Annotated in this window: 13 protein-coding genes; 11 read left to right on the top strand and 2 right to left on the bottom strand. The window is 56.3% G+C overall.

Annotated features, from left to right (window positions below; translation table 11 throughout):
* Positions 1-251: 251 nt before the first annotated feature.
* From FKG94_RS27525 to FKG94_RS27480, 10 genes are all read left to right on the top strand, one after another.
* Positions 252-629, top strand: coding sequence for a MerR family transcriptional regulator (locus FKG94_RS27525; protein WP_142930172.1), 378 nt, complete (start codon positions 252-254; stop codon positions 627-629).
* The gene (locus tag FKG94_RS27520) at positions 626-1,795 is read left to right on the top strand and encodes an isovaleryl-CoA dehydrogenase (protein WP_142930171.1); all 1,170 of its coding nucleotides are present in this window, start codon (positions 626-628) and stop codon (positions 1,793-1,795) included. The genes FKG94_RS27525 and FKG94_RS27520 overlap by 4 nt, the downstream gene beginning before the upstream one ends.
* Before the next feature lie 98 nt (positions 1,796-1,893).
* Entirely contained in the window at positions 1,894-3,501 is a 1,608-nt protein-coding gene (locus FKG94_RS27515; RefSeq protein WP_142930170.1) for a carboxyl transferase domain-containing protein, read from the top strand.
* Positions 3,502-3,533: 32 nt separating this feature from the next.
* Positions 3,534-4,322 (top strand): enoyl-CoA hydratase/isomerase family protein, encoded by a 789-nt coding sequence (locus FKG94_RS27510; protein ID WP_142930169.1) that lies wholly within the window; start codon positions 3,534-3,536, stop codon positions 4,320-4,322.
* A gap of 31 nt (positions 4,323-4,353) precedes the next feature.
* Positions 4,354-6,369 (top strand): acetyl/propionyl/methylcrotonyl-CoA carboxylase subunit alpha, encoded by a 2,016-nt coding sequence (locus FKG94_RS27505; RefSeq protein WP_142930168.1) that lies wholly within the window; start codon positions 4,354-4,356, stop codon positions 6,367-6,369.
* 20 nt (positions 6,370-6,389) lie between these two features.
* Positions 6,390-7,292, top strand: coding sequence for a hydroxymethylglutaryl-CoA lyase (locus FKG94_RS27500; protein WP_142930167.1), 903 nt, complete (start codon positions 6,390-6,392; stop codon positions 7,290-7,292).
* Positions 7,293-7,546: 254 nt separating this feature from the next.
* Positions 7,547-8,371 carry an SDR family oxidoreductase gene (locus tag FKG94_RS27495; protein ID WP_142930166.1) on the top strand — a complete coding sequence of 275 codons (825 nt, stop codon included), beginning with the start codon at positions 7,547-7,549 and terminating at the stop codon, positions 8,369-8,371.
* Positions 8,372-8,568: 197 nt separating this feature from the next.
* Positions 8,569-9,024, top strand: a complete 456-nt coding sequence (locus FKG94_RS27490; protein ID WP_142930165.1) for an N-acetyltransferase — start codon at positions 8,569-8,571, stop codon at positions 9,022-9,024.
* A gap of 352 nt (positions 9,025-9,376) precedes the next feature.
* Complete coding sequence (locus tag FKG94_RS27485) at positions 9,377-10,390, top strand: cytochrome-c peroxidase (RefSeq protein WP_142930164.1); 1,014 nt, start codon at positions 9,377-9,379, stop codon at positions 10,388-10,390.
* The gene (locus tag FKG94_RS27480) at positions 10,380-13,463 is read left to right on the top strand and encodes a response regulator (RefSeq protein WP_142930163.1); all 3,084 of its coding nucleotides are present in this window, start codon (positions 10,380-10,382) and stop codon (positions 13,461-13,463) included. The genes FKG94_RS27485 and FKG94_RS27480 overlap by 11 nt, the downstream gene beginning before the upstream one ends.
* Positions 13,464-13,642: 179 nt before the next feature.
* Here FKG94_RS27480 and FKG94_RS27475 read toward each other — a convergent pair whose 3' ends face one another.
* Positions 13,643-15,121: a pectin acetylesterase-family hydrolase gene (locus tag FKG94_RS27475; protein WP_142930162.1), complete on the bottom strand. Its 1,479-nt coding sequence runs from the start codon at positions 15,119-15,121 to the stop codon at positions 13,643-13,645.
* Between the two features lie 48 nt (positions 15,122-15,169).
* The gene (locus tag FKG94_RS27470) at positions 15,170-15,775 is read right to left on the bottom strand and encodes a hypothetical protein (protein WP_142930161.1); all 606 of its coding nucleotides are present in this window, start codon (positions 15,773-15,775) and stop codon (positions 15,170-15,172) included.
* A gap of 302 nt (positions 15,776-16,077) precedes the next feature.
* Here FKG94_RS27470 and FKG94_RS27465 point away from each other — a divergent pair, with 302 nt between their 5' ends.
* Entirely contained in the window at positions 16,078-16,707 is a 630-nt protein-coding gene (locus FKG94_RS27465; RefSeq protein ID WP_142930160.1) for an ECF-type sigma factor, read from the top strand.
* Positions 16,708-16,726 lie beyond the last annotated feature (19 nt).

Raw genomic sequence — 16,726 nt, 5'->3', positions numbered from 1 at the left:
CCCCGACCCCTTTCGACTCCTAGCATGGTTGCCACTCCTCTTTTTTGGGGCACCACCTCCGGTGGCACGGTGCGGGGACGTAACTTCAGTTGCGTCCCCCTAGCATGGTGCCACTCCCCTCCCTCAAGGACACCACCGTGCCACCAGAAGGCACCCCTACGCAAGAATGGCACCCCTAACCTTTACGTAAACGTCAACCTTGTCTATCATGACCCCCTCATCATGCCACCGCCGGGACTGCAACCACCGCCATGAGTACCACCTACAGCATCTCCGACCTGTCCCGGGAGTTCGATATCACCACCCGGGCTATCCGGTTCTATGAGGACAAGGGACTGCTAGCCCCCCGGCGACGGGGTCAGACCCGGATATACTCCAACAGTGACCGCACCCGGCTGAAGCTGATCCTGCGCGGCAAGCGCCTGGGGCTGTCACTGCAGGAGAGCCGCGAAATCATCGATATGTATCACCCCGGCGGCAGTAACACCGAACAACTCAACTCCCTGCTCAGCAAAATCCGCCAGCGCAAAATGCTGCTGCAACAACAACTGCTGGACATCGAGCTAATGATGGCCGACCTGGAAGAATCGGAAACGCGCTGCCTGCAGGCGCTGGAGGAAACTGTATGAATACCGCCTACCCCACCCTCAACTTCGACCTCGGCGAAGATATCGATATGCTGCGCGACAGCGTCTATAACTTCGCCCAGGCCGAGTTGGCCCCGCGCGCCGCCGCCATCGACGCCGACAACGTCTTCCCCATGGACATGTGGCGCAAGTTTGGCGCTATGGGGTTACTCGGTGTCACCGTCGAAGAAGAATACGGCGGCAGCAATATGGGTTACCTGGCCCATGTGGTGGCGATGGAGGAAATCTCCCGCGCCTCCGCCTCGGTAGGACTCTCCTACGGCGCTCACTCCAATCTCTGCGTTAACCAGATACGCAAAAACGGCACCCCGGCGCAAAAGCTCAGGTACCTGCCGAAACTCTGCTCCGGCGAGCATATCGGCGCCCTGGCCATGTCCGAACCCAACGCCGGCTCCGATGTGGTCAGCATGAAACTGCACGCCCGCAAAAACGGCGACCACTACCTGCTCAACGGCAATAAAATGTGGATCACCAACGGCCCCGACGCCCACACCTATGTGATCTATGCCAAAACCGATCCCGAGGCGGGTTCACGCGGCATTACCGCGTTCCTGGTAGAACACGATTTCCCCGGTTTCTCCCGCGCCCAGAAACTCGACAAGTTGGGCATGCGCGGCTCCAATACCTGCGAGTTGGTGTTCGAGGACTGCCAGGTGCCGGTGGAAAATATTCTCGGGGAGGAGAACCGCGGCGCCAGAGTGCTGATGAGCGGGCTCGACTACGAGCGCACAGTACTGTCCGGCGGCCCGGTGGGGATTATGCAGGCCTGTCTCGACCTGGTGGTACCCTACCTGCACGACCGCAAGCAATTCGGCCAGAGCATCGGCGAGTTCCAGCTGATGCAGGGCAAAGTGGCCGATATGTATACCGATCTCAACGCCAGCCGCGCCTACCTTTACGCCGTGGCAAAAGCCTGTGACCGGGGTGAGGAAAGCCGCAAGGACGCCGCCGCGGTGATTCTCTACACCGCGGAAAAAGCCACCCAGATGGCACTGCAGGCAATCCAGGCGCTGGGGGGCAATGGTTATATCAATGAATATCCGGCCGGGCGCCTGCTGCGCGATGCCAAGCTCTACGAGATAGGCGCGGGAACCTCCGAGGTGAGGCGCATGTTGATCGGCCGCGAGCTGTTTAACGAAACCAAATAAAATAAACAGGAGGAACGAAAAAGGGGACGGAGGGATTTAATTTTGGCCGGCTCGGCCGGCCAAAATTAAATCCCTCCGTCCCCTTTTCCTAAGTGCCGATGGCTCAGTTGAAAAGCAAAGTAAACCCGCAAAGCAGCGATTTCACCGCCAATGCCGAACATATGCGCGCACAGGTGGACGACCTCAAGGATAAACTGGCACAGATCAAACAGGGCGGCGGTGACAAAGCCCAGGCCAAACACACCGGCCGCGGCAAGCTGCTGCCCCGCGCACGCATCGATGCGCTGCTCGATCCCGGCTCGGCGTTTCTGGAGTTATCGCAACTGGCAGCCTGGGACGTCTACGACGACTATGTGCCGGCAGCAGGCGTGATCGCCGGCATCGGTCGGGTAGCGGGCCAGGAGTGCATGGTGGTCGCCAACGACGCCACGGTGAAGGGCGGCTCCTATTACCCGCTGACCGTCAAAAAACACCTGCGTGCACAGGCCATCGCCGAACAAAATCACCTGCCCTGTATCTACCTGGTGGACTCCGGCGGCGCCAACCTGCCGCGCCAGGACGAGGTGTTTCCCGATCGCGAACACTTTGGCCGTATCTTTTTCAATCAAGCCAACCTCTCCGCACAAAATATTCCGCAGATCGCCGTGGTTATGGGCTCCTGCACCGCCGGCGGCGCCTATGTGCCGGCAATGGCCGACGAGTCCATTATCGTGCGCGAACAGGGCACCATTTTTCTCGGCGGACCGCCGCTGGTAAAAGCCGCCACCGGCGAGATCGTCACGGCGGAAGAACTCGGCGGCGCTGATGTGCACTGCCGCACCTCCGGCGTGGCGGACCACTATGCGCAAAACGATCACCATGCCCTGAAGCTGGCACGCCAGTCGATTGCCCGCCTCAACCGGGTCAAACCGGTTCACTGCGATCTGGCGACGCCGCAACCGCCGCGCTACAAAAGCGAGGAAATCTACGGCGTGGTACCGAAAGATACCCGCCAGCCCTACGATGTGCGGGAAATTATCGCGCGCGTGGTCGACGCCTCCGAGTTTGACGAATTCAAAGCCCTGTTCGGCACCACCCTGGTCTGCGGATTCGCCCGTATCTTCGGCTACCCGGTGGGCGTAGTCGCCAACAACGGCATCCTGTTCGGCGAGTCGGCGCAAAAAGGCGCGCACTTTATCGAACTGTGCGCACAGCGCAAAATACCGCTGGTGTTCCTGCAGAATATTACCGGCTTTATGGTGGGCCGGCAGTACGAGGCGGAAGGCATCGCCAAACACGGCGCCAAAATGGTGACCGCGGTGGCCTGTGCCCGGGTGCCCAAGTTTACCGTGTTGATCGGCGGCTCCTTCGGCGCCGGCAACTACGGCATGTGCGGGCGCGCCTATGATCCGCGCTTTTTGTTTATGTGGCCGAACGCACGTATTTCGGTGATGGGCGGCGAGCAGGCCGCCGGCGTACTGGCGCAGGTGAAGCGGGATCAGTTTGAAGCTCGCGGCGAGAAGTGGAGCGAGGCCGAAGAAACCCGGTTCAAACAACCGATTGTCGATACCTACGAACACCAGGGTCACCCCTACTACGCCTCGGCGCGGCTGTGGGACGACGGGGTTATCGATCCGGCGGACACCCGCGACGTGCTGGGACTGGCGATCTCCGCCAGTTTGAACCGGCCACTCGAGGAAACCCGCTTCGGCGTTTTCCGAATGTAACTTTTCCCGACTACATCTTTGCGGAGAGCAGCATGAGCGAAACCACTGTGTTAATGGATATCGACGCCCGCGGCGTGGCGACCATTACGCTCAATCGGGCGGACAAACACAATGCCTTTGACGACGCCGTGATCGCCCTGCTGACCCGCCGTTTCGAAGCGGCGGCGGCAGACAAGCAGGTGCGGGCGGTAGTACTGGCGGCCACGGGCAAAAGCTTTTCCGCCGGCGCCGATCTGGCCTGGATGCAGCGCATGGCCGGCTACTCCTATGAGGAAAACCGCCGCGACGCCGATGCCCTGGCACAGATGCTGAACACCCTCAACACACTGCCCAAACCCACCATCGCCCGCGTCCAGGGCGCCGCTTTCGGCGGCGCCGTGGGCTTGGTGGGCTGCTGCGATATGGCGGTGGCCAGCCGGAGCGCCAGCTTCTGCCTGAGCGAAGTGAAGATCGGCCTGATACCGGCCACCATCAGCCCCTATGTTATCGCGGCCATGGGCGCGCGGGCGGCGCGGCGCTATTTCATCACCGCCGAAAGATTCAGTGCCGCCACTGCCGCCGGCCTGGGCCTGGTGAGTGAAGCGGTGGAGGCGGCGCAACTCGATCCGGTGATCGACCAGTGGCTGGAGCACATACTCGCCAACAGTCCCGCCGCGATAGTCGCGGCAAAACAGCTAATAGCCGATATCGGCGACCGCCCGATCACAGAGTCGTTGATCGCCGACACCAGCGAGCGCATCGCCCGCATCCGTGTTTCCGCCCAGGGCCAGGAGGGGCTGCAGGCTTTTCTGGAAAAACGCAAACCCAATTACCGCGCCTAATTATTCGCAGCGAGAGGCCATAAACCGAGCCATGTTTACAAAAATACTGATTGCCAACCGCGGCGAGATTGCCTGCCGTATCATCCGCACGGCCCGCGACCTGGGTATTCGCACCGTGGCGGTCTATTCCGATGCCGACCGCCGGGCCCTGCATGTCGATATGGCGGACGAGGCTGTGCATATCGGGCCGGCGCCCTCAAGGGAGTCTTACTTACAGGCATCTAAAATACTGGCAGCAGCCAAACAGACCGGCGCCGAGGCGATCCACCCCGGTTACGGGTTTCTATCGGAAAACGCCGACTTTTCCCGTGCCTGTAAAGCACAGAGCCTGGTGTTTATCGGGCCGCCGGCGCCGGCCATCGAAGCTATGGGCTCCAAGGCCGCGGCCAAAACTATCATGGCTGCAGCCAAGGTGCCGCTGGTACCGGGTTATCACGGCGCCGACCAGGCCGCCGCGGTGTTGCGTCAACACGCCGATACCATGGGCTACCCGGTGCTGCTCAAAGCCACTGCCGGCGGCGGCGGCAAGGGTATGCGCCAGGTCTGGGAGGCGGGCGAGTTCGAGGCCGCGCTGGCGGCGGCGAAGCGCGAGGCCGCCAACAGTTTCGGCAACGATGAAATGCTGGTGGAGAAATACCTGACCCAACCGCGTCATGTGGAAATCCAGGTGTTTTGCGACCGGCACGGCAACGCGGTCTACCTGTTCGAGCGCGACTGCTCGATTCAGCGACGCCACCAAAAGGTCATTGAAGAGGCTCCGGCACCCGGTCTGTCACAAGAGCTGCGCGCCGCCATGGGTGAAGCCGCCGTGCGCGCCGCCCGGGCCATCGACTATGAGGGTGCCGGTACAGTGGAGTTTTTGCTCGATCGCGACGGCGCTTTCTATTTCATGGAAATGAATACGCGACTGCAGGTCGAACACCCGATCACCGAAATGATCACCGGGCAGGACCTGGTGGCGTGGCAGCTGCGCGTGGCAGCGGGAGAAACCCTGCCGTTAGCCCAGGACCAGTTGCGCATTCACGGCCACGCGTTCGAGGCCCGGGTTTACGCCGAAGACCCCCACAACGATTTTCTGCCGGTCACCGGCCCGCTGCTGTTTTTACAGCCGCCCGACAGCAGTCCGCATGTGCGTATCGATTCCGGTGTGCGCCAGGGCGACGAGGTCAGTGTTTACTACGATCCGATGATCGCCAAGCTGGTGGTATGGGACGAAGACCGCGACCGGGCCCGGCAACGACTGGCCAAGGCGCTGCAGGAGTATCGGATCGGCGGCCTGACCACCAATCTCGATTTCCTCTACAACCTGGCCACCTGCCCGCCGTTTCGCGACGCTGAACTCGACACCGGCTTTATTGAAAAGCACCACGCGGTTATCTTTCACGACAGCCGGTACGACCTGGGCCGGGACCTGCCGCTGGCCGCTGTCTACCTGGTGCTGGAACAGGCGCAAAGCGCCGCCCGCAACGCCCGCGCCTCCACCGATCCCTGGTCGCCCTGGCATGCCACCGATGCCTGGCGCCTGAACGAGGCACACCTGCACCGTTTCAGTCTGTCGCTGCACGAGCAGCAACACGACATCGCAGTGGAACAACTCGCTACCGGCGCCGGCAATCGCTATCTGATCCGCTGTGGCGGCGGCACCTACCACGCCGAGGGCTCACTGCAGGGCAACACCCTGCGGGTCACTATCGACGGCTACCAGACCCGCGCCACGGTAGCGCCCCACGACGACAGTTTCACCCTTTACACCCAGGACCGCGCGCTGCAGTTCAAGCGCGTGACGCCGGATTATGGCGAGGACGTGGAGCAAGGCGACGGCGGCGGCTTGACCGCGCCGATGAACGGCACCATTGTCACGCTGCTGGCGGCCGCCGGCAGCCGGGTCGAAAAAGACGATCCGCTGCTGGTGCTGGAGGCGATGAAAATGGAGCACACTATCCGCGCACCCGGCGCCGGTGAGGTGGTAGAATTTTACTTCCAACCGGGGCAACTGGTGGACGGCGGTGCAACCCTGGTGGACTTCAAGGCCACCGTCGACGAATGAGAGCCAACGGCTGAAATACGATGAACCAATCACTCCCACAACAGGTACGCATTGTCGAGGTGGCGCCCCGCGACGGCCTGCAAAACGAAGCGCAATCCATCGATGTCGCCACCAAGGTGGCGCTGGTCGAACAATTGGTGGACGCGGGCCTGACCTACGTCGAGGCCGGCAGCTTTGTCAATCCGCGATGGGTGCCGCAGATGGCCGGCAGCGATGAGGTCTTCCAGACGTTGCAACGGCGCCCGGCAGTAACCTATGCGGCCCTGACCCCGAATCTGAAAGGCTTCGAACGGGCGCTGGCCGCGGGCGCCAATGAAGTGGCCGTATTTGGCGCCGCCTCCGAGACGTTCAGCCAGAAAAATATCAACTGCTCGATCAGCGCCAGTCTGGAGCGCTTCGCGCCGGTGCTGGTCGCGGCCGCCGAACACAAGCTGCCGGTGCGCGGTTATATATCCTGTGTGGTGGGCTGTCCTTACGAGGGCGCAGTCAGCGCCGCCAAGGTCGCCGAGGTGGCGCGGGAACTGGTGCAGATGGGCTGTTATGAAATTTCCCTGGGCGACACCATCGGCGTCGGCACGCCGGCGGCGGTGACCGCCATGCTGGAGGCGGTGGCTGAACAGGTGCCTGTGGAGAAGCTGGCTGTGCATATGCACGACACCTACGGCCAGGCGCTGGTCAATATTTTTGCCGCCCTACAGATGGGCGTGAAAGTGGTCGACAGCGCCGTTGCCGGCCTCGGCGGCTGTCCCTATGCCAAAGGCGCCTCCGGCAATGTCGCCAGCGAAGACCTGGTCTATATGCTCAACGGCCTGGGCATCGAGCACGGCGTCGACCTGAAGCGATTGATTGCCGCCGGCGACTTTATTTCACGTGCGCTCGGACGCAGCAACGGTTCCAAAGCGGCCCGGGCCATGGGCGCCTGAGAACCCGCCGGCGTTTCAACGTCCGTCGCGGACAGGCGAGGAGTCCGGCGGCCCGCATGGCACTCCCGCCACAGATACCTGAACCCGCGACGCTTTGAAACCCATCGAAGATAATTATATTATCCGGGGCGCAGCGGGTTTATCGGCCGCCGGTACCTCCCAGCGTGTGCATTCGCCGCTCTCGCCACCCTGGCCGCCGGCCTGCTAACGCCGGCGCTGCGACCTAATCTTTTCCCACGGTGAGGAGCCGCACTATGTTCAAGGGACAAATCATCTGGATTACCGGCGCCTCATCCGGTATCGGCGCGGCACTGGCACAGGCCTTCGCCGCCGAGGGCGCCCGACTGATCCTTTCCGCCCGGCGCGAAACGGCGTTGCACGAGGTCAAGGAACAATGCGTCGCAAACGGCGGCGATTCCCGCGACCTGTTCGTATTGCCTCTCGATATTACCGATACGGCCGCTATGGAAGACAAAGTCAGTGCCGCCCGCGCTTTCGGCGGGCGGATCGATATGCTGATCAACAATGCCGGCATTTCACAGCGTTCGACCTGTCTGGAAACTGAGCTGCAAACCTACCGGACCCTGTTTGAGGTGGACGTCTTTGGTCAGATCGCCCTGACCCGGGCGGTGCTCCCCATTATGGTGGAACAGCGCAGCGGCCATATCGCCGCCACCGCCTCAATAGCCGGCAAAGTGGGCGCCCCGTTGCGCACCGGTTACTGCGCCGCCAAACACGCCGTTATGGGGTTTTTCGATTCGCTGCGCGCCGAGGTCACCCATTTGGGAATCAAGGTAACCACTATTACACCCGGTTTTATCCGCACGCCGATATCTGAAAACGCCCTCAGCGGTGACGGCACGCGGTTCGGCCGTATGGATAAGTTTATTGCCGGCGGCATGGATGTGACCGAATGCGCGCAGGTTATTATGCGCGGCTTTCACAAAGGCAAGCCTGAAATTGCTGTCGGCAAGGGTATTGAAATGCACGCATTGTGGGTTAAAAAATGGTTTCCAGGTCTGTTGTTTAAAATAGCAGCCGGGCAATACCACAAGGTGGTCGACAGTAAGACAGCCTGACATCAAGCTTCCTGATCCACCGATAAACGTCGAAGGCCTGACCACGGCGATAACTGCCAGGCGGCTTTTTTCCCAGTGGCGCCGGCCTGGCAATAGGCTCTATTCATGGCCGGCGCAAAACCTCGGCTGATTGCGCCTGCATCCCGCGCGCCCCAACACCCGACACAATCAACCATGCAGAACCTCCAGGAGACATCATGATTCGAAGTTTTAAACCTACCGATATGGAAGCGGTGATCGATATCTGGCTGAACGCCTCGATCAAAGCCCACGACTTTGTCGCCGCAGACTTCTGGCGATCAAAAGTGGCAGAAATGCGCGAGGTCTATATCCCGGCATCGGAAACCTATGTGTATGAGGAAAACGGTGAAGTAAAAGGCTTCGCATCACTGTATGAAGACACCCTGGCGGCAATTTTCGTCGCCCCCAACGCCCAGGGTGGCGGCATCGGTAAAAGCCTGATGCGAAAGGCGAAAGATGCCCGCCGCAAGCTACAGCTCAATGTCTACAAAGAAAACGTCAACAGTGTAGATTTCTATCTGAAATGCGGCTTTAAGCCGATAACGGAACAAGTCGACGCACACACCGGGCATATCGAAATATCCATGGAATTTGCTCGTGAACAGGCACAGGCTGCGACCCCGACCGATTGAGGCCGCCGCTACAACTCGGCACCGGTCCCCCTCGCCATCTGCAAAACGGTACCACACCTGATCATAGAACCGCGGCCGGGGATGTACGAAAGCACCTGTCCCGCAGGCAGTCGCGACCTCGCCCAATAACGTGCAGGGCCGCCGGTTTTGGTCATTTTCTCCCGGTAACGCCATTAACGTGAACCGTTTAACCCCCGGTAAACGTCGAAAAATCGATTTCCCAGGGACAGGTGCTATTCTGAATACGTAACCGGGCAGCGCGCAAACCCACTGATATAGCACAGAAATCTATTAAATGAGATTTTCATAAGCAAAAATCACCTCCCGATTTAGACTGGTAAGATAGACAACCATGATGAGTTTGGCTGTAAGGAAAAGACATCTATTTTCCTGTAATACTCACTTTCGCTCTTGGGTTTTACTGATAGTGTGTTTTTTGCTTTCAAACAGTGTTGCTCTGGGGCAAAGCACTGAGCCCATCGATCCAATTGCTCCGAATGCGACATTTGACAAGCAAAAAGTGGCATTGGGAGAGAAACTCTTTCACGACCCGCAGCTGTCAAAAAATAATCGCATTGCCTGCGCATCCTGCCACGACCTGAAACATGGTGGCACCGACGGGTTGAGATATTCCCTCGGTGTCTCCGGCAAACCCGGTGCTACCAACGCGCCGACGGTTTTCAATGTGGGCAATCATTTTGTTTTTTTCTGGGACGGCAGGGCAAAAACGCTGGAAGAGCAAATAGAAGGGCCGATTCACAACCCGGACGAAATGGCCAGCAACTGGACGTCCATTTTACGAAAGCTCTCCAACAACGAAGAATATATCAGGCGGTTTCATAAAATTTATCAATCCCCGCCGACAAAAGCACATGTAAAGGATGCCATCGCCACATTTGAACGCTCGTTGAACACGCCAAACTCGCCGTTTGATCGGTACCTACTCGGTGCTGAGGATGCGATTTCATCCCGAGCGATGAAAGGTTACGATTACTTTAAATCGTTTGGCTGTACTTCCTGCCACCAAGGTCAAAACATCGGCGGCAATATGTATCAGACATTTGGCGTTGTAGGAGATTACTTCAAGGACCGAGGCTCCCCGGTTACCACGGCAGACCTCGGCAGGTACAACGTTACAGGAAAGGATTGGGACAAGTATGTCTTTAAAGTTCCCTCGCTTCGCAATGTCGAGGTAACGGCACCCTATTTTCATGACGGCTCTGCCCAGACACTGGAAGATGCTGTAAAAATCATGGCCAGGTATCAGCTCGGTCGTGAATTAAACCGGGAAGAGATCACAGCTATTATAGAATTTCTTGAGACTTTAACCGGCGAGTATAAAGGAAAAAAGCTCAATGCGAAGTAAACATGCAAGAAAAATAAGAATTGTGGCAGTCCTTGTGCCCTTATCACTGATAACAATGCTTTTCTTAGCATCAGAAGTTGAAAACCGCGAGGAGTATTTTAAGGCGGTCGATAAAATTAATCAGGTTAAGCAGTACGACATATTACTATCGCAAGACATTCTAAAACTCAGAAACGGGCTACTGGAAAACTATGACCCTGTAGTTGATTCAGGGAAGAAAATAGCCGATATTATAACCGCACTTGAAAAAACCGGCGTTCACTCATTAGAGAGCGATTGGTTTTCTGCAACCCTGCACCCATCCCATAGAGAGCTTCCCGTTATTGAGCAAGCTATAAGAAAAAATCTGGCAGCCTATAAAGAGTCCTTTATCTATCGCCAGGAAAATATTGAACGATTCAAAGCTTTTAACGCAACGTTGCGCAATTCCCAAAACAGCTTTCCTGTGCTGCTGGATGAACTCCATACGACACTTGAGAAAATACCAGGCACAGAAAAAGAGATTGTTAATATTGAACAGTTGTTATATGACACATCGGCTTTTCTGCTAAAAAACGAAGACGGCTTAATGCTAAAAATTCAAGAAAATTCCAAAGCCCTTCAAAAAATCGGAGAACGCTATCCCGGCGCCCAAAAACTCAGCAGAAGTCTCATGAGTCATCTCGACATCATTGTCGGCCAGACTGGAATTATCCAGAACCTGGTGACAGAAATCAGCAAGCCGGATTACCTCGAACATCTCAATGATCTGCAAGCTAATTACAACACCTATTTCGATGTCCTACAGAGGATTGATTACATCTTCCAGGTAATGATGTTCGCCTTGGCTATAGTGCTGCTGGCTACGGTCTTTGTAATATGGTATCGACTAATAACTGCATCCCATGAGATCGAAAAAGCCAAAAAACTACTCGAACAACGTGTCGATGAACGCACTTCTGAATTGCAGCTAAGCCAGGAGCGTTTCAAGCTGGTTGTGGAAGGCACGAATGAGGGTATCTGGGATTGGCCTGACATCGATAAAGACGAGGTGTACTGGTCACCGCAACATAAGAAGCTCCTGGGTTACGATGATCATGAGATTGAAGCAAGCCAGGAAAATTTTCTCTTGCTCTTACACAAAGATGATACGGCACATGTAAAGAGAGAAATCAAAAAACACCTGGACCGCGACATCCCTTTTGATACCGAATACCGTTTGCGCACTAAATCCGGTGAATATCGCTGGTTTCATGGCAAGGGAACTGCTGTTCGGGACAGCACCGAAAATCCCAGGCGAATGATCGGCACAATTGCGGATATAACGGAAAAAAAGCAAGTGGAGGCCCAGCTTCTCAAGTATTCGCAAGACCTGGAAATACAAACGCTTGAGTTACAAGTAGCCAGGGAGAAAGCTGAGGAAGCCAACAAACTCAAATCCGAATTTCTGGCCAATATGTCTCACGAAGTACGAACGCCGATGAACGGTATCATTGGCATGACAAACCTGTTACTTGAAACGCAACTGACCAGCCAGCAGGAAACTTACGCCCACACGACAAAAAGCTCTGCCGAGCATTTGTTGGCGATTGTCAATGAAATCCTGGATTTTTCTAAAATAGAAGCTGGTAAAATGGACCTTGAGACAATCCCTTTTAATCTGCAGGTATTGGTCGAGGAGGTCGCTGAGCTGATTGCCGTTAAAGCGCAGGAAAAAGGCTTGGAGGTGCTGCTCCGGTTTGCACCGGATATGCCCTGTCATATACTGGGCGACCCGGGGCGGGTGCGACAAATCTTCCTCAATCTGGCCGGCAACGCTTTGAAATTTACAGAAAGTGGTCACATTCTGATAAGTGTAAAAACTGAAGAAGAGAAAGCGGGTCTTGTCAGGTTTCGGGCTTCAGTAGAAGATACTGGCGTTGGAATACCGGAAGATAAACGCGAACATATCTTTCATAAATTTAGTCAAGCCGACGGTTCAACCACTCGCAAGTTTGGTGGCACAGGCTTAGGCCTTTCCATTTGCCAGGAATTGACGGGAATAATGGGTGGCGACATCGGCGTTGAAAGCGTCCTCGGAAAGGGCTCGACTTTCTGGTTCACCTTTCAGCTTGAAGTTGATGAAAGCGCCGACAAACGCCAGCCCCTCAACCTCTCTGCGGACTTGTCCGGTATCAAGGCCATTATCGTGGATGACAACAAGGTCGCCCAGGATATTGCCGCCGAACATATGCTTGCGCAAGGCATGAAGATCGATATCGCATCCTCGGGCGATGAAGGGTTGAAGATGATTAGAAAGGCTGCGATGGCGGGCAAGCCCTATAAATTGGGTGTATTCGATTATATGATGCCAGGCCTTGACGGCGTGGACCTGGCAATATCGATAAAAAGTGAAGCCATCACGAGCGCTATGTCCCTGTTGATGATTTCGTCGGCACCCAGTCGTGGAGATAATCAACGGATGCAGGAAGCAGGCTTCTCTGGATTTTTAACAAAACCAACGAGCGGCAATGATATTATTCTTGCGCTCTCTGCGATGTCTATGATGAAAGATACCTCCCCAGCCAATTTGATCACCCGCCATTCATTGCGCGAAGCCAGCAAGCAAAGTAACAAAGCCGATACTGACAAGCTGGACTTCGGTGGAAAGAAAATTCTGCTGGCCGAAGACAATCCGGTCAACCAGATGGTAGCTACGGCAATGTTGGAGAAACTGGGCTGTCAGGTCACACCCGCCGAGAACGGTCTGAAAGCTGTCAACCTGGTAAAGCAAGAGCAATTCGATTTGATCTTTATGGATTACAATATGCCGGAGATGGATGGTATCGAAGCCACCAAAGCCATTCGCGAATTGGAGGCGGGTGGAGAAATTCAAAACGTGCCGATCGTCGCCTTCACCGCTCACGCGATGAAAGGCGATGACGAAAAATGCTACGCCGCGGGTATGGACGACTATATTACCAAGCCAATCAAACAGCAAACCTTAATCGGTGTGCTGCAAAGATGGTTGTCCGGTACAGAACCCAAGGTTTACAGTAGCAGTCCTGCGACATCAGAAGAAGATATCGAACACCCGCTGCGACAGACTAGGTAACGGCGTTATACGGTTCCTTTCACTGCATATGTTCACCTTCAATCGAGTTTACGGTCAGTCGGCAGCATGCACCAACGCCTAAAATACAGTTATCCGCAACTGCATAAAAATGAGGCCGCGGCTGACAGCCGGCGGCCCCATGGGGTTGATTGAGTTGACAGCGGCAGACCGGCGATCGTTTAGCAGCCTGGAGGGCTTACCCACACATAGTCGTTGCCACCGAGCGTCGTGCCTGTCAAACCGTGGTGAATCTGTACCGGCGCCAGACCCGGAGCGACAAAACGGAGCAAGGCTTCATCATAGGACACCGTGTCGTAGACAATGGCACCGATAACGCCACCGGTAAATTCGCGCTGCTGCAGGACATCACTGAAATAGGCCGGCCCCGTCAAAGAGGCGTGTACACCACAGTTCGGGGCGAAAAATGCCGCCACCCCGGTCGCAATCCAATCGGTATAGTCGGTGATGATACCGTCCTGATAGGGATTGAGTGGAAACGGCGGCGGCAGCGGCGGCAAAACCGCATAGGGACTGGATACCAGAGGGTCGGACATATCCTGCTTGACATGCACGCCGGTGGTAATCGATGGCAGCAGCAAGGGCAGTAAAGTGCACTCGTAAGTACCTCCCGCGCCAAGGCAGGACTGGTCGACAAAGCCGTTGACCTGCAACACCTGAGCCCAGCGACTGATCATGCCCTCCTCGATGTCATCTGTCAGGTTACCGTTACCGTCCAGCCACCAACTGTCGGCGGGCGTTGCTATCGTCGGTTTGTGACTCGCCCCAACGGAACCGGACACCTGCACCCCGGGATTGATCGCGGTCAGGGTGTCGGCGATAAAATCAAGGTTTTCCATCACGCCGTTACCGCCGGCGGATTCGCCCGCCACAAACACGATTTTCGCATCGCTGATATCGGGCATTTGATACTCGGGGTTCTGATCGGCCGACCAACTGGCGGGGTCGTCAAGCATGGCCAGCACGTCGGCGATGATATCGTGACCGTGAAAGTCCATCTTGAACCCCTCCCACACATCACCGCCCTCCACCCAGGTCCCGGCACCCGGCATTTCCACACCCGCCTGCTGTCCCATCCAGCCGTCGCTGCTGCAGTAGTTGACATAGACGGCATTCCAGCCACTAAAACTACTGGCGGCGCCGTTTAAAATCCCTCCCACTACCACTTCCAAAGGCAAATCAGGCTGGCCGTCACGGCCGATAGCGCCGCCGGCCGTAAGCCAATCCGTGCTGCTTTTTTGCAGCCAGTTGAGCAGTGGCGTCGGGCCGGCGCCGGTCCAGCGGTTCCACATCGCCTGGTCCAATGTATTGTTGGGGTCAAATCCGGTGCCGCCACCCTCCAGGACAATCAACCAGCGACTTTGATTGACCGCACCGGTGGCGTTGCGCACATACATCACCGCCGGCGAGCCGTCTGCGCATCTGCTATCCGCACCTGTCAAAGTAACCCGATGTAGATTGACAGCCGCGCCCGCCACCGGCGCCGCGGATTCGTCATTGATACCGGTAAACTGCGCCACCAGACCGTTGTCATCGTTGAGCGGCGGATACTGGCAAGTATCCAGCGCACCGTTTTTGAGACAGGCGTAGGCGGGCAACGACGCCGCCAGTGCCATAAGCGTCAACACTGTATTTCGCATTTTCTTTTTCCTCCAGCCACCCTTAACTTTTCACCTGAGGACAGGTAATTATTCGTAAATGGTTTCGTCACTGACCCAGGGTGCTTTCATCCAGTACAGCAGGTTTGAAATCATGATTTCACGTAGGTCCAGGCAGAATAACCCGTCTCGGATAATCTCAATGCCAAAACCGCGATTGATATGACAGGCACACTTGCCGTCGCTTGCCTCAGTGTTATCGCATATCGCACTCTGGGGCCAGGGCGGGACGTTTCTCAAGGCATGGCAGCCATCATCTTTGCAACCGATCAGTTCGGTGGGATACGCGGAAATAATAAAAGCCCCCCCGCCCTCGGCCGGGTCGGAGCCCGCCACCAGCGGGGTGCGCTGGGCATCCACCAATTGAATTCGCTCCACGCGACAGCCCTGCTCACCGGCGAAGCCCTTGCGCGAAAGGTGCAGGTAACCGCCCACGTTGACAACGCTTATCTCTGCAATCGGCCTGCCGTTTGGAAATTCCTTCAAAAACCGATCCGACAGCAACTCTATCTTACCGTCTGCGCCATAAGCTCCCACTTGCGCCACCTGCGTGGATTCAGCGTAAGCCGAAAGCGATAAGATCGTTAGACAAGCGACTCCCAGGCGTAAAAAACATCTTTTAACAGCTGTATTCATAATTGCACTCCTGCAATAACTAAAGTGGAAACCTATGCCCTGCTCAATCAACCCGGGCTCGAACGGCAACCGGAGCTTCCCGAAGCCACATCGAGCCGTTACCAGTACTTACAGATTAGGCGATCATTTTGGCTCAAAAAGTTTGCTCTGCGGGTGAATCACCAGCGAATATCGGATTACACTTACCTACGTGTGAGTTATCCCACCGTCGCCCTGTGATTTATTCACAGCTCGTTGACTTCGTCAGGCGCCATCGAGATAATCACATCGACCTAAGCTTATCCGCCAAACGGCACCTTCTCATGGACGAAGAAAATATCACTCAGAGACTAAATGCTCATCGCCAAAGCCACCTGGAGAGCGGTCAGGTCGTCTCTCACGATTTGTCTGAATACATCTACCGGGAGTTGCGCAAGATTGCACACTGCCAAAGGCGCGGCTGGTCGGGGAACAACACCCTAAACACCACCGCACTCATACACGAAGCCTACCTGAAGCTGAACTCGGTAAAGGGCAGCTACAAAAGTCGGACCCACTTCTTCGCAACCGCCGCAAAAATCATGCGCCAGGTTCTGGTCAATTACGCCGAGCGCAGCAGCGCGGAAAAGCGTCTCACCAACACCGACCAGGCAGAGTTCGACGACAACCTTATTGCAGAAAATCGCGGCACAACGCTTGATGAGTTGCTTTATATCGATCGGTTATTAAAGAGAATCGAAGATAAAAACACGCGCTATTGCCAAATTGTGGAATGTCGCGTTTTTGGCGGCATGAGTATTGAAGAGACAGCCAACTCCCTGCAGGTTTCCAAATCGACGGTAAAGCGCGACTGGAGCCTGCTAAGCGCCTGGCTGCATAGAGAACTGCGCCTGCAACAGCAAAAACACCCTGGCGGGAATCTTGTACCCGAGCAGACAGGCACTTCCATTTAGTGCCCAATCTACAGGCATT

Origin of the sequence: Exilibacterium tricleocarpae (assembly GCF_007004655.1) — a bacterium.
Lineage (GTDB): Bacteria > Pseudomonadota > Gammaproteobacteria > Pseudomonadales > Cellvibrionaceae > Exilibacterium > Exilibacterium tricleocarpae.
The sequence above is the reverse complement of the archived record's forward strand: the minus strand, read 5'-3'. Positions and strand labels throughout refer to the sequence as shown.